18 protein-coding genes and 1 pseudogene are annotated in these 23297 nt (G+C 71.3%); 7 read left to right on the forward strand and 12 right to left on the reverse strand.

Translation table 11 applies throughout. From position 1 onward, the window contains the following. Positions 1–71 precede the first annotated feature (71 nt). Positions 72–1499, reverse strand: a complete 1428-nt coding sequence (hflX, locus tag K3N28_RS17735) for a GTPase HflX (RefSeq protein WP_228094083.1) — start codon at positions 1497–1499, stop codon at positions 72–74. A gap of 306 nt (positions 1500–1805) precedes the next feature. On the opposite strand from hflX, the gene K3N28_RS17740 reads away from it, so the two are divergent. Beyond that, on the forward strand, positions 1806–3194 hold the full coding sequence (locus tag K3N28_RS17740) for an NAD-dependent malic enzyme (RefSeq protein ID WP_228094084.1): 1389 nt from the start codon (positions 1806–1808) through the stop codon (positions 3192–3194). A 281-nt stretch (positions 3195–3475) separates the two neighbouring features. Here the strand turns inward: K3N28_RS17740 and dapF are convergent, their stop codons facing one another. Further along, positions 3476–4258, reverse strand: a complete 783-nt coding sequence (gene dapF / locus K3N28_RS17745; protein ID WP_374209821.1) for a diaminopimelate epimerase — start codon at positions 4256–4258, stop codon at positions 3476–3478. Positions 4259–4308: 50 nt separating this feature from the next. Here dapF and K3N28_RS17750 point away from each other — a divergent pair, with 50 nt between their 5' ends. The 3 genes from K3N28_RS17750 to K3N28_RS17760 all read left to right on the forward strand — a co-directional run bounded on the left by K3N28_RS17750 (position 4309) and on the right by K3N28_RS17760 (position 6721). Beyond that, on the forward strand, positions 4309–5451 hold the full coding sequence (locus tag K3N28_RS17750) for a nicotinate-nucleotide--dimethylbenzimidazole phosphoribosyltransferase (protein ID WP_228094086.1): 1143 nt from the start codon (positions 4309–4311) through the stop codon (positions 5449–5451). A gap of 2 nt (positions 5452–5453) precedes the next feature. Further along, on the forward strand, positions 5454–6254 hold the full coding sequence (locus tag K3N28_RS17755; RefSeq protein ID WP_228094087.1) for a hypothetical protein: 801 nt from the start codon (positions 5454–5456) through the stop codon (positions 6252–6254). Between the two features lie 89 nt (positions 6255–6343). Continuing rightward, a complete protein-coding gene (locus tag K3N28_RS17760) occupies positions 6344–6721 on the forward strand; it encodes a hypothetical protein (RefSeq protein ID WP_228094088.1) in 378 nt (125 codons plus the stop codon). A gap of 72 nt (positions 6722–6793) precedes the next feature. On the opposite strand, the gene K3N28_RS17765 is transcribed toward K3N28_RS17760, so the two are convergent. Beyond that, a complete protein-coding gene (locus K3N28_RS17765; RefSeq protein ID WP_228094089.1) occupies positions 6794–7426 on the reverse strand; it encodes a TetR/AcrR family transcriptional regulator in 633 nt (210 codons plus the stop codon). A gap of 89 nt (positions 7427–7515) precedes the next feature. Between K3N28_RS17765 and K3N28_RS17770 the strand changes: the two genes are divergently transcribed. Then, complete coding sequence (locus K3N28_RS17770) at positions 7516–8712, forward strand: NAD(P)/FAD-dependent oxidoreductase (RefSeq protein WP_228094090.1); 1197 nt, start codon at positions 7516–7518, stop codon at positions 8710–8712. A 69-nt stretch (positions 8713–8781) separates the two neighbouring features. Next, on the forward strand, positions 8782–11505 hold the full coding sequence (locus K3N28_RS17775; RefSeq protein WP_228094091.1) for an AAA domain-containing protein: 2724 nt from the start codon (positions 8782–8784) through the stop codon (positions 11503–11505). Between the two features lie 139 nt (positions 11506–11644). On the opposite strand, the gene K3N28_RS17780 is transcribed toward K3N28_RS17775, so the two are convergent. The 9 genes and pseudogenes from K3N28_RS17780 to K3N28_RS17815 all read right to left on the reverse strand — a co-directional run bounded on the left by K3N28_RS17780 (position 11645) and on the right by K3N28_RS17815 (position 21798). Beyond that, a complete protein-coding gene (locus K3N28_RS17780; protein ID WP_228094092.1) occupies positions 11645–11917 on the reverse strand; it encodes a hypothetical protein in 273 nt (90 codons plus the stop codon). A gap of 115 nt (positions 11918–12032) precedes the next feature. Beyond that, positions 12033–12674, reverse strand: coding sequence for an HAD family hydrolase (locus K3N28_RS17785; RefSeq protein ID WP_228094093.1), 642 nt, complete (start codon positions 12672–12674; stop codon positions 12033–12035). A gap of 117 nt (positions 12675–12791) precedes the next feature. Next, a complete protein-coding gene (locus tag K3N28_RS23600) occupies positions 12792–13577 on the reverse strand; it encodes a rhamnogalacturonan acetylesterase (protein ID WP_374209822.1) in 786 nt (261 codons plus the stop codon). Then, a pseudogene (locus K3N28_RS23605) lies at positions 13557–14645 on the reverse strand (pectinesterase family protein); the annotation flags it as partial. The pseudogene K3N28_RS23605 and the gene K3N28_RS23600, both read right to left, overlap by 21 nt. Before the next feature lie 134 nt (positions 14646–14779). After that, positions 14780–15745: a bile acid:sodium symporter family protein gene (locus K3N28_RS17795; protein ID WP_228094095.1), complete on the reverse strand. Its 966-nt coding sequence runs from the start codon at positions 15743–15745 to the stop codon at positions 14780–14782. A gap of 196 nt (positions 15746–15941) precedes the next feature. Beyond that, positions 15942–18368, reverse strand: a complete 2427-nt coding sequence (locus K3N28_RS17800) for a glycoside hydrolase family 2 protein (protein WP_228094096.1) — start codon at positions 18366–18368, stop codon at positions 15942–15944. Between the two features lie 146 nt (positions 18369–18514). Continuing rightward, positions 18515–19474, reverse strand: a complete 960-nt coding sequence (locus tag K3N28_RS17805) for a carbohydrate ABC transporter permease (RefSeq protein WP_228094097.1) — start codon at positions 19472–19474, stop codon at positions 18515–18517. Positions 19475–19476: 2 nt separating this feature from the next. Further along, the gene (locus K3N28_RS17810; protein WP_228094098.1) at positions 19477–20451 is read right to left on the reverse strand and encodes a carbohydrate ABC transporter permease; all 975 of its coding nucleotides are present in this window, start codon (positions 20449–20451) and stop codon (positions 19477–19479) included. A 72-nt stretch (positions 20452–20523) separates the two neighbouring features. Then, entirely contained in the window at positions 20524–21798 is a 1275-nt protein-coding gene (locus K3N28_RS17815) for an extracellular solute-binding protein (RefSeq protein WP_228094099.1), read from the reverse strand. A 366-nt stretch (positions 21799–22164) separates the two neighbouring features. On the opposite strand from K3N28_RS17815, the gene K3N28_RS17820 reads away from it, so the two are divergent. Then, a complete protein-coding gene (locus K3N28_RS17820; RefSeq protein WP_228094100.1) occupies positions 22165–23211 on the forward strand; it encodes a LacI family DNA-binding transcriptional regulator in 1047 nt (348 codons plus the stop codon). The last annotated feature ends 86 nt before the right edge of the window (positions 23212–23297 follow it).

Consider the following 23297-nt stretch of genomic DNA (forward strand, 5'->3'; position numbering starts at 1 on the left):
CAGGCAAGTGTTCCAGAACACGGCCGCTTATTGGCGCGACCCCCGTGAGACATGTTCGGGACCACTGGAATTCAGTCCGTTTCCAGGACGAACGCTCGCAATTCTCCGGCCAGGGCTTCGTCGACGCGGGCGGTGATGACGGAACCGTCGCCGCGGTGCTCGGTGGCGAGGACCTCGCCGCGCGAGCGCAGGCGCGAGACCAGGTCGCCGCGCACGTACGGGATGCAGACCGTGAGGGTCGTGTTCGGCTGCGGCAGGGCCTGCTCGATGGCGTCCCGGAGCTTGTCGATGCCGTCGCCGGTGCGCGCGGAGACGAACACGGCGTCGGGCCAGTCGGAGCGCAGCTGGAGCACGTCGTCGGGCTCGACGAGGTCGAGCTTGTTGACCACGACCAGCTCGGGGACCTCTTCGGCGCCGACCTCGGCGAGCACCTCGCGGACCGCGTCGGCCTGGCCGAGCGGGTCGGGGTGGGAGCCGTCGATGACGTGGACGATGAGGTCCGCTTCGGCGACCTCTTCGAGCGTGGACCGGAAGGCCTCGACGAGCTGGTGCGGCAGGTGCCGGACGAACCCGACCGTGTCGGTGACCGTGTACTCGCGGCCCTCGGCGGTGCGGGCGCGGCGCGTCGAGGTGTCCAGGGTGGCGAACAGCGCGTCCTGGACGAGGATGCCCGCGCCGGTGAGGGCGTTGAGCAGGCTCGACTTGCCGGCGTTGGTGTACCCGGCGATGGCGACGCCCGGTACGCGGTTGCGGGTGCGCGAGTCGCGTTTGGTCTCGCGGGTCACGGTGAGTTTCGCCAGTTCGCGGCGGAGCTTCGCGACCTTCGCGCGGATGCGGCGGCGGTCGGTCTCCAGCTTGGTCTCACCGGGGCCGCGCAGGCCCACGCCGCCGTTGGATCCGGCGCGGCCGCCGGCCTGGCGGCTCATGGCATCGCCCCAGCCGCGCAGGCGCGGCAGCAGGTACTGCAGCTGCGCGAGCTCGACCTGGGCCTTGCCCTCGGCGCTCTTGGCGTGCTGGGCGAAGATGTCGAGGATCAGGGCGGTGCGGTCGATGACCTTGACGTTGATGGCCTTCTCGAGGGCGATCAACTGGCCCGGCGACAGCTCGCCGTCGGCGATGACCGTGTCGGCCTCCAGGGCCTCGACGGTGTCCTTGACCTCTTGGACCTTGCCGGAGCCGATGAAGGTGCCGGCGTCGGGCTTGCTGCGGCGCTGGATCAGGCCGTCGACGACCTCGGAGCCGGCCGTCTCGGCCAGCTGCGCGAGCTCCGCGAGGGAGTTCTCGGCGTCGTCGATGGAGCCTTCGGTCCAGACGCCGACCAGGACGACGCGTTCGAGGCGCAGCCGCCGGTATTCGGCGTCGGTGACGTCTTCGAGTTCGGTGGCGGCTATACCGGAGACGCGTCGCAGCGCCTGGCGGGCCTCCAGGTCCAGGTCCCCGGCGGAGGGGGACTCGGCGGACGGAAAGTCTTCGCGGGATCTCTTGTGCTCTTCGTGCATCACCACAAGCTTGACACGCCTTGGCCCCGACTGCGACCGAATATCGCCCACAGCGTAGCGCCGCCGCCGCGAAGCGTGGCGCGCGCCGCACGGAGTGGCGGGGCCGATGCCCTGCACAGGGCCGAGGCGCCGGGGCGCGGGGCGGTGGCATCATTCAAGGCATCCGACTCGGCGGATGCACGGCGCGCGAGCGGCCTTCGCGACGCTCGCCGGCCTTGCACGGTCAGCCTCGGCGAAGCCTGCGAGCCGTCCCTGAGCACCGCCGAGCGGGCGCGTCCACGACGAAGTGCACCAATAAGGAGCGGCATGACTGCAGCCCGTCTTCCCAGCGCCGGATTCTCCATCACGGTCCGGCTGGCCCTCTCGGCCGATCCGGGCGCGGCGGGACGCCTCGCCACGGTCGTCGGACAGGCGGGTGCGATCGTCACCGCGCTCGACGTGGTCGGCTCGGACAACAAGCGAATGACCGTCGACCTCACGTGCGACACCTCCGACGCGGCCCACGCCGAGCAGGTCACCCACATCCTGGAGTCCATGCCGGACTTCGACGTGAAGAAGGTCTCGGACCGGACCTTCCTCATGCACCTGGGCGGCAAGATCGAGGTCAACGCGAAGGTGCCGCTGCGCAACCGCGACGACCTCTCGATGGCGTACACGCCGGGCGTGGCCCGGGTGTGCATGGCGATCGCGGAGAACCCCGACGACGCCCGGCGGCTCACGATCAAGCGCAACACGGTCGCGGTCGTCACCGACGGGTCGGCGGTGCTGGGCCTGGGCAACATCGGGCCGGCCGCGGCCATGCCGGTGATGGAGGGCAAGGCGGCCCTGTTCAAGAAGTTCGGCGACGTCGACGCGTGGCCGGTGTGCCTGGACACGCAGGACACCGACGAGATCGTCGACATCGTCGCGGCGCTCGCGCCGACGTACGGCGGCATCAACCTGGAGGACATCGCCGCGCCGCGCTGCTTCGAGATCGAGGCGCGGCTGCGCGAGCGGCTCGACATCCCGGTGTTCCACGACGACCAGCACGGCACCGCGATCGTGGTGCTCGCGGCGCTGACGAACGCGCTGCGCGTGGTCGGCAAGGAGTTCAAGGACGTGCGGGCCACGGTGGTCGGCTGCGGCGCGGCCGGGACGGCGATCATGCGGCTGCTGGAGAAGGCCGGGATCGGCGACATCATCCCGGTGGACCGCGACGGGGCGCTGCACAGCGGCATGGAGTTCGAGAACGAGACCTGGAAGTGGCTCGGGACGCACTTCAACAAGCAGGACTTCTCCGGGGACCTGTCGGGCGCGGTCGCGGGCTCGGACGTGTTCATCGGGGTGAGCGCGCCGAACATCCTCAAGGGATCGGACGTGGCGAAGATGGCGAAGGACCCGATCGTGTTCGCACTGGCGAACCCGGACCCGGAGATCAGCCCGACCGAGGCGGCGCGGTACGCGGCGATCGTGGCGACCGGCCGGTCCGACCAACCGAACCAGATCAACAACGTGCTGGCGTTCCCGGGCGTGTTCCGGGGGCTGCTGGACGCGCAGGCGCGCGACTGGACCGACGACGCGGCCGTGGCGGCGGCGATGGCGATCGCGGACTGCGTGGGCGAGGAGAAGGTGAACGCGACGTACATCGTGCCGAGCGTCTTCGACCCGAACGTGGCCCCGGCCGTGGCGGCCGCGGTCAAGCAGGCGATGCGGTAGCGGGCGAGCGAAACGCCCCGGCGGCCGGCGGCCGCCGGGGCGCCCTCGTTCGGGTGGCCACGGCGGCGCACTCGTTCGGGTGACAAGACCGCGCGAGACCACGGTTCTTGTCGCACCGGCGCGCAACGCTGGGACCTACCGTTCTCCGGGTGGGTGGGGGTTGGGGACGGTATACGCGTCGGACGCCGCTCGACTGCCGCTCGTGGCCTCATGCGCCGGCGGACTCGGCTCCCGCGAAATCCGGCCGGACGCGGAAGGATCCTCCGGCGCTCACGGTCCTGCTAGAAGCGGAAGGAGCCTTCGGCGACGATCACGGCCGGCCCCGTCAGGTACAGCGTCTCCTCGGTCACGGTGACGGTGAGCGTCCCCCCGGGGACGTCCACCTTGCACACGCCCGTGTCCTGCCCGGCGTGGCGCAGCGCGACCGCGGCGACCGCGCACGCGCCCGTGCCGCACGAGGCGGTCTCCCCGACGCCGCGCTCGTGGACGCGCATCCGCACATGCGGAGCGGCGCCGACCACGAACTCGACGTTCACGCCGTCGGGGAACACGCCGGCGTCGAACCGCGGCTGGTGGAACAGCTCCAGCGCCTCCAGCTCCGCGTCGTCCCCGAGGTGGCACACCAGGTGGGGGTTCCCCATCGAGACGGCCTGTCCGGGCCACGTGAAGCCTTCCACCGACGCCTGCGAGGTCGGGCCGAACGCGGCAGGCCCCATGTCCACCCGCAGCTCGTCGCCTTCGACGCGGACCGTCTTGATGCCGGCGCGCGTCGCCACGGGGATCTCCGGGCCCTCGGCCAGGCCCTGCTCCAGCAGGTAGCGGACGAAGACCCGCACCCCGTTGCCGCACATCTCGGCGATCGAGCCGTCGGCGTTGCGGTAGTCCATGAACCACTCGGCCGCCGGGTCCTCGGAGGGCGCGACGCGCAGCAGCCCGTCGCCGCCGATGCCGAAGCGGCGGTCGCACAGCGCCGCCACCTGGGCGTCCTTCAGCGGGAGCGCGTCCTTGAGGTCGGGGACGATCACGAAGTCGTTGCCGGTGCCGTGCCCCTTGGCGAAGTCGATGGTGGTCACTGGGCAATTGTGCCCCACGGCTTCCGCGCTAGCCTTATGCCGTGACTGAGACGACCGACGCCGGGCCCCTCGCCGACCTGAAAGCGAAGTTCCCCAACGGGGTGTGGACCACCCGCGCCAACGCGCGGCTGCAGGACGCCCTCATCGAAGGCTCCGGGCTCGGCCGCCTCCAGCCCGCCGTCGGGTGGGCCGCCCGCATGCAGGCCACCGACGCGCCCGAGCCGTTCGCCTCGCCGCGGATGCTCCTGTTCGCCGGGGAGTACCCCGACGGCTGGGCCGCCGGGGACTACGCGCCCATCGAGGAGCAGGCCGAGGCGCTCGAACGGGGCGAGGGCCCGCTGGCCGAGCAGGCCGCCCGCTCGGGGCTGCCGATCACCGTCGTCCGCACCCCCGCGAGCGAGGGCACGGACGGGCCGCTGCTCGACGAGACCGAGCTGAACGAGGTCCTCCGCCTGGGCCGCGAGACCGCCGACCGCGCGATCGACGGGGGTGCGGACCTCCTCCTCGTCGCCGGACTCGGCGCGGGCGCCTCCACGGCCGCCGTCGCGGTCTGCTCGTTCATCGCCAAGGACGACATCACCACGTACCTGCCGCAGCTGCACGCCCCCGGCGGCGCGGTCTTCGACTCGGCCTGGATGGGCCGCATCGCCGCGCTGCGCGACCACCTGGCCTTCAACCGAGGGTTCAAGCGCACTCCCGAGGCCCTCATCTCGCGGCTCGGCGGCGCGCAGATCGGCGCGATGGCCGCCGCGATCTTCACGGCCGCGACCCGCTCCACCGCGATCCTCATCGACGGCCCGGCCGCCATGGCCGCCATGATGATCGCCCGCGACTTCGGCCTGGCGGCCCCGAAGTGGTGCTACGCGCCGAACCGCTCCACGCACCCCGTCGTCGTCAAGCTCGCCAAGCAGGGCGGCCTCGCCGACGACCTCGGCTTCGAACTCGACCTGCCCGACGGCGCCGCGCTGCCCCTCGGCTGGGACTTGCTCCAGCAGAGCCTCCGCATCGCCCAGTCGCTCCCGATGCCGGCCGAGGAGGCGGCACCCGAACCCGCGGCGGCTCGAACGGCGGCCGAGGCGACCACGACGGCGGACGCCGCCCAGGTCGTCGACGCGCCTGCGGAACCGAGCGACGCTCCCGCGGTGCCGACCGAACCCGGAGACGCCGAGAAGCGGCAGGCCTAGACATGAGCGGCGCGGATCCTCGAGCAATCGTCGAGTCCCTGAACGACTGGGCTCGGCGCACCGACTGGGTGGACTGGGTGGAACTCGGCGGGTCGCTGGGACGAGGCGCGGGCGACGAATTCTCCGATGTGGACGCCGGCATCGGCGTTCGCGAAGCGGATCGGTCGGCGCGCTCGGACGACGAGCGGCCCGTATCCGAGGCCCGCATCGCCGAAGCGCGATCGGCCGTCGAGTCCTTCGCGCCGGTGGCCGCCTCATTGACGCAGCCGCTCGACGGCCGGGCCACCCACCTCGTCTGCGTCTACGAAGACGGCCGCCAGCTCTCGCTGGTCGTCTTCGACGCGGACGTCCGAACCGGCTTGCCGCCGCAGGCCCGCGCCACCGTCGACAAGTCGGGCCGCCTGCGCAGGCCGCTCGATCGGAGCCGCTGGGACGCCGACGACGCCACCGTCCGGGAGTGGACCTTCCTGGCGTGGCTGGCGATCGGGGACGCCGCCCGCCACCGGCACCGAGGCCGCACATGGCGGGCGATGCAGTCCCTCACTGAGGCCCGCGACCACCTCTGGCGGCTCTGGGCCCACCGGCTCGGCCTGGTGTACCCCGGCTTCGGCGCGGTCACGGTCGAGAACGCCGACGCCGAACTCCCGCCGGACATCGAGGACACGCACCCACCGGACCTGGGCCCCGAGGCGTTCCACCGGGCCCTGACGGCTATCGCGCGCCTCCTCGAGCCTTACACCGCAGGCGATCTGCGAGCACTGGCCGAGACGGCCCGCAGCCGCCTCGCGCTCCTCGCCGACTGATCGCCGCCGCCACGCGACTTCGCTCGTCCGTTCGGCCCCGCCACGGTTCCCGGGACCGCGCCGCCCGAGAGATCCAGTAGCGTCGAGGCATGCCCGCCTTCGCGATCGCGGGGCTGGTCCTGCTCGCCGCCCTCGCCGTCTTCCAGATCGCCCTCGCCGCCGGAGCGCCCTTGGGCCGCTTCGCCTGGGGCGGCCGGCACGACGTGCTGCCGCCGAAACGCCGCGTCGGCAGCGCGGTCGTCGTCGCGATCTACGCCGTGTTCGCGCTGTTCCTGCTGAGCGAAGCCGACCTGATATCGGTCGTCGGCGAGCCGCAGCTCACCATCGGGATGTGGGCGATTCTGGTCTGCCTGGCGCTGACGGGCCTGCTGAACCTGTTCTCTCGCAGCAGGTTCGAGCGTACGGTGATGACGCCGGCCGCGTTGGCGCCGTCGGTGTCGTTCTCGCTGGTGACCCTGAGCGCGTAAGCGCGAGCGCTCGGGACCGAACCCGCAGTCATGGACGCGAGCGCGCCTCGCGTCCAGGGAGGCCGTCCTGCGCTACCGGCTCGTCGGCGCCCCGAGGAGACGCCGGAGGGCGTCGATCTGCGCCGCCGGCAGCCGCTGCAGTTCCCGAGGCGTCAACGCGCCGAAGTGTTCGACGGTCCATTCGTCCATGGCCCAGAGGACGGCCTTGCAGAGGTGGCGCTGCAGCGTGAGCGGGAGGTCGTCGCCGATCGCGCCGCTCTCGCGGCCGATCGCCAGCGCGGCGTCGATCCAGTCGTCCACGGCCGCGCGGATCGTCGCGAGCGGTCCGCCCGGAGCGGCGGGCGCGTCGGGCAGATAGAAGAGCTTGGCGAACAGGCCGAAGGCGGGTTCGTCGCGAGCGAGCCGGGCCAGCCGCTCGGCGAGCGCGTGCCCTCGTTCCCAGAAGTCGCCGCCCGCCATCGCGGCGGCGCGCGGCGGCTCGAGCGCTTGGACGAGCGCGGCTCCGAGGTCGGTGACGACCGCGTTGAACAGGGCTTCCTTCGAGGCGAAGTAGTGGTAGAACGAGCTCTTGCTCATGCCCTGCGCGCGGAGGATTCGATTGAGGGAGGCCTGCTCGTATCCGGCGCGCGCGAACTCGGCCGCGGCGTGTTCGAGGAGGGTCCGACGTCGCTCGGCGGGCAGCACTCCGGCCGCGTTCGGTTCCATGCGGCTCAGGCTAGCACCGGTGGACCGGGTGGTCCACGGTCGCTGCTAGGCTCGATTGGACCACCCGGTCCACCCCTCGAGGAGGAACGATGCTCGAACCGACTTCGCTGCAGGAGCAACTGGAGGCCGCACGGGAGGACCGGCTGCGCGTGCTCGTCGTCGGGGCCGGGATCGCCGGACTGACGCTCGCGCAGCTGCTCCGCCGCGACGGGCGGCGCCCGGTGCTGATCGAACGGGCCGGCCCGGACGCCCCCAGCGGGTACATGCTCGCGCTCATGCCGCTGGTCGATCCGGTCCTGGCGGAACTCGGCCTCACCGACGAGTACCGCGTCCGCAGCGTCCCGATGGACCGCTACCGGATTCGCAACCGCCGCGGCGCGCTCACCCGCGAGTACGCGATGGGCGAGCTGCTCGACGCCTACGGCGACTACCGGGGCATCAGCCGAGGCGAACTGATGGCGGCCTTGGCGACCTCGGGCGGCACGGTCGCCCATCACACGACGGTCAAGGCGCTGCGCCAGGACGCGAACGAGGTCACGGCCACCTTCGCCGCTCCGGAGGGCGCACCCGAAGCGGCCTTCGACGTCGTGATCGCCGCCGACGGCCTCCACTCGTCGACCCGGGACCTGATCCTCGCCGAGGACCAGGTCGGGGCCTACGACTCGGACTGGGGCGGCTGGGTGGTCTGGACCGAGGCCGACGACGACACCGACCTGGGCGAGGAGCTGTGGGGCGCCGGCTGGTTCGTCGGCACGTACCCGGTGAAGGACCGGCTCGGCGTCATCGTCTGCGTGCCGCGTTCCGAAGAGCCGCGAGGCTTGGCGGCCGTCGCCGCAGCGATCCGCCGCGAGGTGCCCCGGGCCGGATCCAGGATGGACCGCGTGCTCGCCGACATCGGGGACGGCCGCGAGGCCTACTTCTGGCCGCTGTTCGACCACCGCAGCACGACGTGGAGCACCGGACGAGTCGGTCTGGTGGGCGACGCGGCCGCCGGTTTCCTTCCCACGGCCGGCATCGGCGCGGGCATGGCGATCGAATCGGCCGCGGCCCTGGCCCGCCGCCTGAGGGACTGCACCCCCGACCGAGTGGCGTCCGTCCTGCACGCCCACGAGCGCTCGCAGCGCCCGAGAGTGGAAGCCGCGCAGCAGAACTCCCGGCAGCTGGCCCGCCTCATGTTCAACACCGGCAGAGCGGCGACGGTCCTGCGCGACACCGCCGCCCGCTTCGTCCCGCTCAGCGCGGCGATCAAGCCGATCCGGAGACTCCTGGAGGACCGCCCGACCTGAGCCGCCGACCATGCCGGACAGGCGGCGTGACCAGCGGCGTGTCCGCTCCCGTCAGTAGACTCGGCCCACATGAGCGCCTCCCGGCTCCTGCTTGCCCTCGCCGACCTCGCCCCGGCCGCCCAGCCGTCGCAGCAGCGGCTCCGCCGCGACCACCTCGGCGACCAGCATGTGGCGTGCCTCGATCTCCAGTCCACCAGGGACGGCGCCGATCTGGCGAAGTACGACGAACTCCACCGCGACGAGCGGCTCCTGCGCCAGGGCTGGGGCATGGTCACGGGACTCACCGTGGTGGACGGGAAGACCCGCCGGGTCCGTCTGCCGCTGGTCAGTCGACCGGTCCGGCTCCAAGCCGACCCCGCCGACGCCTCCCGGCAGCTCGTGATCCCGGCAGGCGACATCGAAGTCCACAGTGACCTCGTGAACACGGGGTTCGCGTTCCTGCTCGAGTCGGTCTTCGACCCCGAGAAGCACGAGACGACGGTCAAGGACCTCTCGTGGCTGCCGGCGGCCGCGGCCGCCGCCGGATTTCCCGATGTCGCACTCGGGCATCAGCCGCCGCCGAGCAACCGACTCGAGGTGGTCCCGATGGCGGTCGTCTACATCTCCCCCGAGGCCAACCCCTCCTCGTTCGCGAAGGAGCTGAGCGAGTGGGCGAAGCGGCCGGACCTCGACCGCACCGCGTTCGCCGCGATGTACGACCCCGCCGAGATCCAGGACGTCGCCGAGGCCGACACCCGGCCGCCGTGGTCCCCGCTTCCGCTCAGCGGCGAGCAGGCCGCGGCCGTGGTCCAGGCCCGCACCGCTCCGGTCACCGTCATCGCCGGCGCGCCCGGATGCGGCAAGAGCCACACGCTCGCCGCGATCGCCTTGGACGCCATCGCCAACGGACAGTCGGTCCTCATCGCGGCCCAGTCCGTCCACGCCGCCGACGTGCTGGCGGCGCTCATCGATCGCCATCCCGGGCCGCTCCCGGTCCACTTCGGCGACTCCGAGCGCCGCCAGCAGTTCCTGTCCATGCTCGGATGGGGCACCGGCAAGGGGCACAAGAGCCGCGATGTCGAGCGGTGCCTTGAGGAGGCGACGGACGCCATGGCGTACGTCCGGCGCACCGAGGCGGCGATCGCCCAGTGGCTCGAACTCGAAACCCGGCGCGGCCGCGAGCAAGGCGTGCCGCTGTTCCTGCTCGACGACTTCCCGGGACTCCGCGAAGCCGACCTCGACCACGCGGAACGCCTGCTCGCCGCGTCCCTGCGCGAAGGCGGATGGTGGCGGCGGCTCCGCGCCCGCTCGGCCTCCAAGCGTCTGCGCCGGCTCGCGGGCGGCGAAGGCAGTCCGTCCTCCATCGCCCGCGCCGTTCGAGCGGCCCGCGACCAGCGGGAGCTGGCCCGGCTCGCCGCCGCGGGCGGACTGCGCCTCGCGCCGCTCTGGGAGCGCCTCGAGAACGCGGATGCGGAGGCGTCCAAGGCGATCGGGCACTACCTGAACCTCGAGACCGGCTCCGCCGACCGACGCGACGCCGCCGCCCGCAGGGCCCTCGCGGAACTCGCCAACGCGCTGCGCACCGGCAACCGGCCGCAGCGCCGGTCCCGCCTGATGGGGGTGAACCGCGAGGCGCTGCTGCGGGCGATGCCGCTGTGGATCGGCACCGTCGCCGACGTGGAGGACGTGCTCCCCGCTCGCGCGGGCATGTTCGACCTGGTGATCCTCGACGAGGCCTCGCACATCAACCAGCTGCGCGCCGCTCCGGTGCTGGCCCGCGCCCGCCGGGCCGTGGTCGCGGGCGACCCGAAGCAGCTGCGGTTCGTGTCCTTCGCGAGCGCGGCGAAGACCGAGGACGTCCTGCATCGCCACGGTCTCTCGGACCGATTGGGCCAGTTGGACATCGGGAAGGTCAGCGCCTACGACCTCGCCTGCGGGGCCGGACCGGTGATCGAGCTGACCGAGCACCACCGCAGCGTCCCGCACCTGATCGGGTTCTCGGCCGCGAAGTTCTATCACGGCCGGGTCCGACCGACCACCACGCATCCGCGCAACCACGAGGCCGACGTGATCGCCGTGCACCGCGTCGCCGCGAAGTCCTCGAAGGACGGTGTGGTGGAGGCGGAGGTGCAGCGGTCGGTCGAGCTGCTGTCGGCGCTGGTGGACGCGGGCGAGGTCGGGCTGGCGGTGATCTCGCCGTTCCGGGCGCAGGCCGAGGCGATCGAGGCGGCGATCCTGGAGCGTTTCGACCTGGAGACGATTCGCCGCCACCGGTTGCGGACCGGCACGGTGCACGCGTTCCAGGGCAGCGAGGCCGGGATCGTGATCGTCGCGCTCGGCGTGGCCGGGGGCGACGCGGCGGGACGCCGCCGGTTCGCGGCCGGGGCGAACCTGTTCAACGTGATGGTCACGCGGGCCAGGCACCATCTGCACGTGGTGACCGCGATCGGCGAGGCGGACGGTCTGATCGGCGAGTTCCTGCGGTACGCCGACCGGCCGCCGCGCTCGCCGGGCGACGGCGCAGCGGTCGGCAAATGGACGGGGAATCTGGCGGATGCGCTGGAAGGCGCCGATGTCCCTGTGCGGCAGGCGTATCCGGTGGGACATTGGACGGTGGACCTGGTGGTGGGGGAGGCCGAGCAGGCGATCGGCGTGATCGCCGAATCGCACCCGGAGGGCCCGAGCGCCCACATCGCCCGCCATCGTGCCCTGCGACGAGCAGGCTGGCGAATCGTCGAGGCCTTCCCGTCGGCGTATGACGACGACCCGTCGCGAGCGGCGATCGACGTCCTCGCGGAGCTCGACCGGCGCTGAGGACCACACGGCAAGCCGGTCGCCGCTTCCCGGCGATCCGGCGAACGCTGAGGAAAGGACTGCTTCGCGTCACGGTCCGTCAACCGCACCGGCGAACTCCTGGCCCCTGAGCAGGCCGCGAGGGCCGCCGCGCGGCGTCTCAATCGCTCAGTTCGCTCGGCTGGCTTCGGCGGCCTTGACGCCAGATCTCCATCAGCTGCATCCCGAGCAGGTTGATCATCATCCCGACGCCGTACAGCAGCGCCGCGGCCGCGAAGGTGCTGATGAAGATCCAGGCTCCGGTGCCGCCGCCGACCGTCACGCCGCCGATGACACCCAGCAGCAGCGTCAGCGCCGCCACGATCGTGAGCGCGGCGGTGGCCCGGCCGGCCCGGTTGAGGACTCGCTCGACTTCGTTGTCAGTTCGCTCCATTCACCCAGCGTAGCGAAGGTGTACCGGACCGAAGGGGCCCATGGGGCCAAGGGGGCCGCGGTCCGCTGCAGTGGCGGAAGGGCTGGACGGCAGCGGTACTCGGAGCGCGGAGCGTCTAGCCGGCGGCGTGCTTGATCGCTTCGGCGACCGAGTCGGCGATGTGCGTCGAGGCGTAGGCCGTCCGGGACCAGGTGCGTCCCAAGTGGAGCCAGGCGCTCTGCAGGCCGAGACGGTGCGCGCCCAGGATGTCGGCGTCGTCGCGGTCGCCGATCATCCAAGCGCCGTCGAGGCCGGCGCCGACCGCTGCCGCTGCGGCGTGGAAGATCCCGGGCTCGGGCTTGCGGGAGCCGACGCCTTCGCTCACGACCCACGCGTCGACGAGCCGGTCGAGCCCGGAGGCCGTGATCTTGCCGGTCTGCTGCGGGACGGCGCCGTTCGTGACGATCACGACCTGGTGCCCGGCCGCCCGCGCCTCGCGCAGTGCGGCTTCGGTCTCCGCGGTGACCCGGGCGTGTTGGCGGGCGCCGCGCCGCAGGGATGCGATGACCTCGCCTTGGTCGAGGCCGTCGCCGTACCGGTCGATGATCGCCTGAGAGACGACCGCGCGCGTGGCGTATCCGGAAGCGTCGACCTCCATGATCCAGTCGACGTCCTCGGCCGGCAGCCGGTGCGCGGCGAGGAACTCGGTCACGCCGGTGCGGAAGGCCGCGTCGCGGTCGACGAGCGTGTTGTCCAGGTCCATCATCAGCAAGGGCATGACCCGATGCTACGGAGGGCGCAACGGCGTCACATACGGCATCCCGCTGCGCCGCCGTCTCATGGAGACTCGGCGGCACGGCTCCGCTGAGGCCGTGCCGCGTTCGGCCGGGTCGGGTTAGAGCGGCGGCTCGGAAATCGATTCGGGCCAGGTGATCTCGTCCGGATCGTGTTCGTGGTTCAGGCCGGTCAAGCCGCCCTTCATGAGACGCCGGCTCGCCGCCGCCTTCGCCACCAGGCGGGCCACTTCGATGGCGCCCTTCGCTTGGAAGTGGGTGTTGTCCTCGATGCCGTTCGGATAGTGCTCGTGGCCCGCGTCGAGCCACAGGAAGTGGTCCTTCGTGCCCTCCTCGCCGAGTCGGGCCCACAGCGCGAGGCTCTCGGCCTGGAGGTCGATCAGCGGGACGCCCTCCTCGTCGGCGAGCGCCCGCATCGCCTCCGGGTACTCCCCCAGCGACTCGACGGGTCGGCCGTCCCTGAAGCGGCGGCGTTCCACCGACGTCACCAGCACCGGGTGGGCCCGGCGCAGGCGCGCCACATCGATGTAGCCGCGCAGGTACTGCCGGTACGTCGTGTACGGGTCGGTGCCGCGGTCGGGATCGTCGGTCTTCTGGTCGTTGTGGCCGAACGAGATCAGGAGCCAGTCCCCCGGCGCGATCGCCGCGGCGATCGCGTCGAGCACGCCTTGGTCCGTGTGGCTCTTCGAGCTCGCCCCCGACCAGGCGCGGTTGTCGACCGTGACGCCGCGGGTCGTGAAGACGTCCAGCGCCTGGCCCCAACCGGCACGCGGCCGGCGTGCCTGCGCGTACGTGGAGGCGGTCGAGTCGCCCGCGACGAAGATCGTGAAGTCGCGGCTCCGCGGGGCCTCCGCCTCGGGCTCGTCCTGCGGGTTCCAGTCTCCCAAGTAGCCCTCCGCGGTGTGTTCGGCCGCTTCGTCTTCCGAGAGTTGGCGCGGCCTGGCGGCGGGGTCGACGATCGCGGCGCCGGGGCCGATGTTCGCGTATTCGGCGTAGCGCTGGTCCTGCCACGGGTGGCCGCTGCTCATGTTCGTGTACGGCGCGGCGGCGTCGACGCCGGGGCCGATCCACGTGTCGCGGACGGTGAGCGACGGCCAGGCGGTCGGGTTGGAGCTGGGCACCCACGGCCGGGAGAGCTTGTATTCGGCGTCGCCGGCGTCGGAGGTGACGCGGCAGCCGACGGCGAGGTAGCCGTGGTCGAACTCGCCGGAGGTCGAGGGCGCGAACGGCATCCCCTTCGGCGTGAAGTCGACGTCCCGTTCCAGGCAGCGGATCTCGCAGCGGTCGAAGACGGCCGTGCCGCGCCCGAAGACGAAGTCGACGTCGCCTTCGATGTGGCAGCGCCGGTAGTACTGCCGCCCCACGACCGTCGCGGCGGGGCTGTCGGCGAGGAGGGTGTCCTGGTGGCCGAGGAAGCGGCAGTCGAAGAACGCGGACCGGTCGCCGCGAACGCGGCACGCGACGGCCTGGGTCCCGCTCACGCCCTGGTGGTCGGCGCGGAGCCAGTCGTTGGCGAAGGTGACGGCGCGGGCGGTGAAGTCGCCCGCGTCGAGCTTGACGGTGGCGGAACCGGAGGTGCCGTAGGTGGTGCCGTCCGGTTTCAAGGTCCCGGCGGCGAGGTCGTAGACGATGACCACGTCGTGGGGGTCGCCCGTCGCGCCGATGAACGTGAGGCCGGTCTGCGCCGAGGTGACGTGGACGAGTTCGCGGTACGTGCCCGCGGCGATGACCACCGTGGCGCCCGGGGCGGCGGCGTCCACGGCCGCTTGGACGGTGGCGTGGTCGCCGCGGCCCGCCGGGTGGACGTACAGCGTGTCGGCGGTGAGGCGCTCGTCGGGCGAGCCGTAGCGGCCGAAGGCCTTGCCGCCCTTCGCGTACGCGGCGGCGGGGACGGCGGTCGCGGCGGCTGCGGCCGTGGCGGCGAGGAGGAGCCGGCGCGAGAGGGGAGGGGCCATGGCAACCCTTTCAAGAGAGGGTGACAGCGCTTACCTCGTCCACGGTAACCGATTGCCGCATAGCATTCAAGAGCTTCGATGAGCCGATCTCGCGCAGTGGGCGGCCCCGCCGCCACCGCGGCGGGGCCGCCCCTTCAGGCGTCGACCGCCTCGCGGCCCTCCTTCTGCTTCGGAGCCTCGCCCACCGGGCGGCGGGACCAGTAGGCCGCCAGCAGGGAGCCGGAGATGTTGTGCCACACCGAGAACACCGCCGCGGGCAGGGCCGCGACGGGGTTGAAGTGGGCGGTCGCGAGCGCCGCGGCGAGGCCGGAGTTCTGCATGCCGACTTCCAGGCCCACCGCGCGGCGCCCGGTCGCCGGGAGGCGGCACAGCTTCGCCAGCGAGTAGCCGAGCGCGAGCCCGAAGCCGTTGTGGAGCACCACCGCCAGGAACACGAGCGCGCCGACCTCGAGGAGCGTGTCGGCGCTGCCCGCCACGACCGCCATGACGACGAGCGTGATGCCGAGGACCGACACCAGCGGCAGCGTGTCGAGGACCCTCGCGATCAGGCGCGGCGCGAAGCGGCGCAGGAGCAGGCCCACGACGACGGGAACGAGCACGATCTGGACGATCGAGACGAAGAGGCTCCCCGCGTCCACCGGCAGGAACTCCCCCGCCAGCCACAGCACCAGGACCGGCGTCAGCAGCGGCGCGAGCAGGGTCGAGACCGAGGTCATCGCGACCGACAGCGCGGTGTCGCCGCGGGAGAGGTAGACCATCACGTTGGAGGCGGTTCCGCCGGGCGCGGCCCCGACCAGGACCATGCCGACGGCGAGCATCGGGTCCATGTCGAAGACGCGGGCGAGGCCGTAACCGGCGAGCGGCATGACGAGGAACTGGGCGAGGACGCCGATGAGGACGGGCCACGGCCGCCTGCCGATCACTGCGAAGTCCTTGGGCCGCAAGGTCATGCCCATGCCGAGCATGATGACCATGAGGAGGTGGGGGACGGCGGGGCCGAGCGGGGTGAAGGTGCTCGGCGTCGCGAACGCGACGGCCGCCGCCGCGAGCACGATGACGGGCAGCCACATGCCGGTGCGGTCGCTGATGCGCTTGATCATCGGGAGGATCCGCTTTCTGTCGTACCTATGCGGGCGTCGGTACCTTGAACAGGGGCGGAGGGGTCTCGGAGGACGCCGGAACGGCAGTCACTCTACTCGCGGACCCGGATTCGGGAATCCGGTTCCCAGCATGTGATCGACCCGTGAGGGGCGTGCGGGCGGCCTCACCGCGCCGCCCGCGCGCCCCTCGGTCCGGCTAGTCGTTGATCGCGCGCAGCACCGGCTTCGCGACCAGGGCCTTCCGCAGCTCCGGCGAGGCCGCGATCGCCTCGCTCGCGACGGTGAACGTGACCGCTTCACCCGGGACGAGCGTGATGAGGGCCTTGTCCACGACCGCGTCCGGGTCGAGGCGGTCGGGGAACAGGCACAGGTCGCGCAGGACGGTCTCGGCCGTCACGGTCACCGTCACGCCGCCGTCGACGACGGCGGTCTCGGCCGTGAACCGGGCCTTCGGCCAGTCCATGTCCTTGTCCTCCTTGGTGAACCAGGTCGCGCGAGGGAAGTCCTCGCGACCGGTCACCAGGAACTCGCCGTCACGGGGGATCGCGCCCGGTTCGAGTTCGAGCACCGCCGTCTCGCGCGGGTCGATCTCCATGGTCACGAGCGCGCGGCCGATGATGCGACCCTCGGTGTTGCACTTCCAGAAGCCGATCACGCCGTTCCAGGCCTCGGCGGCGTCGTTGACCACCACCATCTTCAGGCCGTCGCCCTCGGGCTGGAAGGTGACGAGGCGGTCGGCGTAGACGTCCTTGAGCGCGTACCACAGCGGCTTGAGCCGCTCCTCGCCGTCGATCGCGGCCCACGAGGTGACCGGCCAGCAGTCGTTGAGCTGCCACACGATCGACCCGGTGCAGTACGGCTGCAGCGACCGGAAGTGCTCGATGCCGAAGCGGATCGCGCGGGCCTGGTTCACCTGCGTGAAGTACAGCCAGTCGTCGAAGTCGCGGACGGGCGGCAGGTGCGCGTCGAGGCCGCGCTGGAGCTTGGCCTGGCCGTCGTCGGCCTTCTGGTGCCACAGCATGGCGGGCGAATCGGCCTGGAGCGGCTCGTCGGTGACCATGCGCCGCACCGTGGCCCACGTGGGCGGGGCCTGGTAGCCGAACTCGGCCACGAAGCGCGGCTTCCAGTCGCGGTAGCGGGTGTAGTCCTCGTCGTTCCAGACGTCCCAGATGTGGACGGACGCGTGCGCCTGCTCGTTCGGGTGCAGTTCGCGCACACCGGAGTAGGGGCTGCCGGGCCAGTACGGCCGGGTGCCGTCCACTTCGGCCACGAGCTTCGGCAGCAGGTCGTGGTAGTAGCCCGCGCCCCAGGTGCGGTCGCCGAGGTCGGGCTGCCAGTCCCAGTCATGCCAGCCCCAGATGTTCTCGTTGTTGCCCGTCCAGGTGACCAGGCTCGGGTGGGGGGCGAGCCGGGCGAGGTTGTCCCGCGCCTCGGCCTCCACTTCGGACCAGAACGGCTCCTCTTCGGGGTAGGCGGCGCAGGCGAACAGGAAGTCCTGGCCGACGAGGAGGCCGAGTTCGTCGCAGACGCGGTAGAAGTCCTCGGACTCGTAGACGCCGCCGCCCCAGACGCGGATGTAGTTGATCCCGGCCGCGACCGCCTGCCGCAGGCGGCGCTCGACGCGGGCGGGGTCGATGCGGCTGAACAGCGCCTCGTCGGGGATCCAGTTGACGCCCTTGACCCACACGGCCTCACCGTTGATCCGCAGCGTGTACGGGCGGCCGTCGTCGTCCGGCTCGGTGTCGAGCTCGGCGGTGCGGAACCCGATCCGGCCGACCCAGGAGTCCAGATCCGACTCGCCGCCGCGAACGGTCACGGCGACGCTGTAGAGCGGCTGCTCACCGCGGTCGTGCGGGTGCCACAGCTCCGGGTCGGGCACCTCGACGCGCACGTTCGCCGTCTCGACCCCGGCCGCCAGGCGCACGGTCGCCGCGTGGCCGGCCACCTCGCAGAACAGGTCGACGTCCTGGTCGGCGGCCTTCTTGAGCCGCACCGAGAAGTCGACGATCCCGCGGCCGTCCTCGACGGTCGCGCGCGGCACGACCTCGTCCACGCGCGCGGTCGTCCAGCACTCCAGGCGCACGGGCCGCCAGATCCCCACCCCCGCCAGGTTCGGCCCCCAGTCCCAGCCGAAGTTGCAGGCGGCCTTGCGGATGAAGTTCCCCGGCTCGGGGTAGGCGTTCGGGCGGTCGCCGAGCCGCTCGCGCTGGGCCTCGGCATAGGCGTACGGCGAGGTGAACGCGACTTCGAGTTCATTGGCGCCCTCGCGGATCGCCGAACGCGCGTCGAAGCGGTAGCGGCGGTGCATGTTCGCCGTCTCGCCGAGGAGCGTGCCGTTGAGGCTGACGCGGGCGACGGTGTCGAGCCCGTCGAAGACCAGGTCGATCCCGTCCCAGTCGGCCGCCTCGTGCTCGAAGGCGGTGCGGTAGACCCAGTCGGTGCGGCCGATCCACGCGAGTTCGCGCTCGGCGTCGTCGACGTACGGGTCCGGGATGAGCCCGGCGGCCAGCAGGTCGGTGTGGACGACGCCCGGCACCGACGCGGGGACGCCCTCGACGGCCACCGGCGCCCCGGGGTCGCCGGAGACGGTCCAGCCTTCGTGGAGGGTTCGCTTGGCGCTCAAAGAGACTCCTAATTGCCTTAGTAGGACTGTGGGCACGCCGCTGAACGCTCAACGCCGAGCGTCCAGCGGCGATGCCGGTTATGCCTTCAAATCCGAGAAGCCGATGCTCTTGTCCCGGTGCTGCCTGTTCATCGCGGTCGCCGCTCCTAAGCCTTGATCCCGGAGAGAGCGATGCCCTTGATGAAGTGCTTCTGGAACAGGAAGAAGAACACCACGGTGGGCAGCGTAGCCAGCAGCGAGGCGGCCATCGCCACGCCCATCTGGCCGGGGCTGGAGACGATCGCGTTGTTCAGGTTCGAGAGCGCCACCGGGAGGTTCATCAGCTCGTCGCTGCGGATGATGATCAGCGGCCACAGAAAGTTGTTCCACTCCCCCAGCGCGACGAAGATCGCCATCGCCGCCAGCGCCGGACGCAGCAGCGGCAGGATGATCTGCCACCAGATCCGCCACTCGCTCGCCCCGTCCACCCGCGCGGCGTGGACCAGGTCGTCGGGGATCGAGCGCAGGTACTGCACGAGGAAGAACACCACGAACGCCTTCGCCAGGCCCGGGATGATGTAGCCGAGGTACGAGTCGGTCATGCCGAGGTCGGAGGTCAGCAGGTAGTTCGGGATGAGGCTGACCTGCCAGGGGATCATCATCGAGGAGATGATGACGACGAACGCGGTCCGGCGGCCGGGCGCGGCGGTCTTGGTGAGCATGTACGCGGCCAGCGAGGCGATGAGCAGGCTCAGCACGGTCACGACGACGGTGATGCCGAAGGAGTTGAGCGCGAAGCGGAAGAACCCGCCGGCCACGTCCTCCCAGCGCTGGAAGACGCCCGCGACGTGGTCGGGGTCGGGGTCGCCCCCGGGGCCCTGGTACTCCGGGTCGTAGAAGGAGTCCGCCGACGGGTTCTCGGGGAAGAACGTCGGCGGGTTCTTCATCAGTTCCGGGACGGTCTTGAACGCGGCGATGATCATCCACCAGAACGGAATGAGCACCACGACCGCCCAGAGGTAGAGCGGGATGCGGGCGAGCTCGGCGGCGACGTTGACGCGCTTGGGGCGCTTGGTCCTGCGTCCCCGAACGACCTGGTCGGCCTCGACGATGGTCTTGACGCTCATCTCTAGAACTCCTTGAAGGTCTTCGTGACGCGCAGCTGGACCAGGGTCACCAGGAAGATGATGAGGAACAGCACCCAGGCGATCGCGGAGGCGTAACCGAGCTGGAAGCGGTTGAAGCCCATGTCGTACAGGTAGGGGACGATCGTGAGGGCGCTGTCGAGGGGGCCGCCGACGATCGAGGCCGAGCGGTTCCACAGCAGGTAGACCGGCTCGAAGATCTGGAACGCGCCGATGGTCGAGGTGATGACGACGAAGACCATGACCGGGCGCAGGAGCGGCAGCGTGATGTGCCAGAACTGGCGGGCCTTGGAGGCGCCGTCGATCGACGCCTGCTCGTACAGCTCCTCGGGGATGGCGTTGATGCCGGCCACGAAGAGGACCATCGCGTATCCGGCGCCGCCCCAGACGGCCATCGTGACCAGGATCGGGATGCTCAGGGACGGCTCGGCGAGCCAGGCCTTGTTGGAGCCGCCGAAGAAGCGCACGACGGTGTTGCCGAGACCCCAGGAGTCGACCATGAAGATCCACTTCCACACCAGGACCACGCCGACGCCCGCGGAGACGGAGGGCAGGAAGAAGACGGTGCGCAGGACGCGGTCGCGCAGGGAGGTGGTCTTGAAGGCGATGGCCAGGGTCAAGCCGAGCGCGATCGTGAGGACCACCGATCCGAGCACGTACTTGACGGTGTTCCAGATGGCCTTGTGGAAGCGTTCGTCGTTGACGAGGAGCTCGGTGAAGTTCTCGAGGCCGACGAGCTCGGGGGCCTTGATGCCGTTGAAGTCGGTGAGCGAGTAGTAGAACGAGCGGCCGAGCGGGTAGATCAGGAAGACCAGGAACAGCACCGCGAAGGGCAGCAGCATGACGTAGGCGGGCCCGTATCGCTGGAGGCGGTGCGAGGGCCGGCCCTTGCGGCGCGGCGCGGCCCCGGTGTCGGGCGCTTCGGCCCGCTCGGGGCCGGCGGTCTCTTTGACGGTCAAGGGAGTACTCCGAAGCGGTGAGGGTCGCGGGGCGGGCGCGCCCGAGCGCGCCCGCCCCGTCCGGTCGGCGGGTTACTGCGTCAGGGTCGCTTCCATCGCGGCCTTCGCTTCGGCGAGGGCGTCCTCGACGGGCGCGCCCTCGAGCACGATGGTCTGCAGGGCGCGCTGGACCTCGGGCGAGGCCGGCTCCCAGCCGGTGCAGTTCGGCGGGCCGACGGACGTCTCGAAGATCGTGGTCAGGGCCTCTTTGTTGGCCTCGTCGAGGTGGGTGTCCATGACCTTGTCGGTGCGCGGGGGCAGCCACAGGACGTTGTTCTCGGCGGCCGTGGTGAGCATCGCGTCGATGCCCGCGTCGGAGTAGATCATGTCGATGAACGCGGCGGAGGTGCCGGGCGCCTCGGACTGGGCCATGATGCCCATGACGTTGCCGCCGATGAAGCTGCCGGCGTTGGCCGGGCCGGCCGGGAGCGGCGCGGAGCTCCACTTGCCCTCGAGCTCGGGGAAGCCGGTGGCGAGTCCGTCGTAGTTCCAGGAGCCGCCGGTGGCGAACACGTAGTCGCCCGCGGCCATGCCGGCGCCCAGGTCGGGCTGGTCGGTCGGGACGTTCTGCTCGCTGAAGCGCTTGGCCCAGTACTCGGTGCCCGTGACCACCTCGGGCGAGTCGATCGTGACCTCGGTGCAGTCCTCGTTGTAGAGGGTGCCGCCGGCCTGGTGCATGTAGTTGAACCAGTCGAGCCAGCCGATGGGCTCCCAGGTGGCGACGAACGGGGTCTCGTACCCGGCGCCCTGGAGCTGCGTGATGGCCGCGTCCATCTCGTCCCAGGTGGCGGGGACGGCGATGCCCTCGGCTTCGAGGATGTCGGTGCGGTAGAACATCGAGTACGTGGTCATGTTGAGCGGCACGCCGTAGAGCTCGCCGCCGGGGGACTCGATGGACTTCCAGAGGCCTTCGATCACATTGGACTCGAGATTCTCGGTGTCGTACTGGCGCAGGTCGACCAGGCCGCCGAGCTCGCCGAACTCGATGCCCCAGGACAGGCCGCCGGTGAAGATGTCGGGGCCGTCGCCGCTCTGGATGGCGGTGAGGATCTGGGTGTGGGCGTCGGCCCAGTCGAGGGCTTCGACGGTGACGGAGACACCGTGCTCCTCCTCGAAGAGCGCACCGACGGCCTCGATCATCGGGAGCTGCGTGGCGTCCCCGGTGTGCCAGACCGTGATGGTGTCGGCGTTCTCCTCTTCCATGGTGGTGCCGCCGCCACCGCCTTCGTCGTCCGAGCAGGCGGCCGCGGTGAACACGACGGCGGCCGCTGCCGCGGCCGCGCCGAAACGCTTGGTTCTCGAGATCACGGTGACGTTCACTCCGTTCGGTGAAGGGGTTACCGGCCCGCGCCGCAGGCCCCATGAGCCGCCGAGACCAGGGCGCTTAACCGGATAAGTGACCCGAATTTATATCCCCCGTCACCACCAGTCAATGCATCGGCACTACCGTAACCGAATTGAAATCATGCCTGTCGATGTCTGGAACGAGGAAGGCTGAACCGGTTCGCGGATCGGTGCGCTACAGTCTGGAAACCGGCGGCGCAGCCCTGGGCCCCGGTGTTCCGCGCCCCCGGCGACGTCGGCGCCGACGTCCGTGCGGCCCGGCGCCGTCCGCGAGTCCCCGTCCGACCTCGACGGCCCGCAAGCCGTACCCGTGCCCTGAGAGGACCACCGATGACCAGGCGAGTGACCATCGCCGACATCGCCGCCGCGGCGGGCGTGTCGAAGGGCGCCGTCTCCTACGCGCTCAACGGGAGGCCCGGCGTCTCCGAGGCCACGCGAGGCAAGATCCTCGCCATCGCCGCGGAGATGGGCTTCGTCCCGAACCGGGCCGCGCGCTCCCTGTCGGTCTCCTCCGCGCAGGCCGTGGGCATCGCGCTGCGACGCTCGGCGCGCACCCTGGGGATCGAGCCGTACTTCATGGAGCTCATCAGCGGCATCGAAGCGACCCTCTCGGCCGGGTCCTTCGGCCTGACCCTCCAGATCGTCGGCACCGTTGAGGAGGAGCTGGAGGTCTACCGGCGCTGGTGGGCCGAGCGCCGCGTCGACGGCGTGCTGCTGTGCGACGTGGGCACCAGCGACCGGCGGCTCGACTTCGTCGCCGACCTGGGCCTGCCCGCGGTCGCCGTCGGCGGCCCGATCGAGGGCGCGCGCCTCCCGGCCGTCTGGCACGACGACGCCGAGCCGTGCCGCGACATCCTGGAGTACCTGTACGCGCTCGGGCACCGTCGCGTCGCCCGCGTCGCCGGACTCCCCCGCCTGCTGCACACCTCGATCCGCGACACGGCCTACGCCGAGACCGCGGCCGGGCTCGACCTCGAATCGATGGTCACGTTCCACAGCGACTACACCGGCGAGCAGGGCGCCCAGATCACCCGGCGGCTGCTCTCCTCCGCCCGGCGCCCCACCGCGATCATCTACGACAACGACGTGATGGCCGTGGCCGGACTCGGCGTCGCCCACGAGCTCGGCCTCGAGATCCCCGAGCAGCTGTCGGTGGTGGCCTGGGACGACTCGCCGCTGTGCCGCCTCACCCACCCCGCGCTCACCTCGCTGGCCCGCGACATCCCGGCGTACGGGTCCAAGTCCGCCGAGGTGCTCATGTCGCTCATCAGCGCCGACGGCACCGAGCCGCCGAACGCGGCAGTGCGCACTTTCTCGGTTCAGTGCCGACCCGCGCAGCTCTCCCCGCGCGGATCGACGGGACCGGTCCCGGCCTGAGCCGCCGCCGCGCCCGAACCGGGTTCGCGACCTCGGATTCGGGAGGCCACGGGAGGAAATCGCGCCCATGTCTTGAACCCCATCGA

Source organism: Glycomyces sp. TRM65418 (assembly GCF_019710475.1).
GTDB lineage: Bacteria > Actinomycetota > Actinomycetes > Mycobacteriales > Micromonosporaceae > Glycomyces.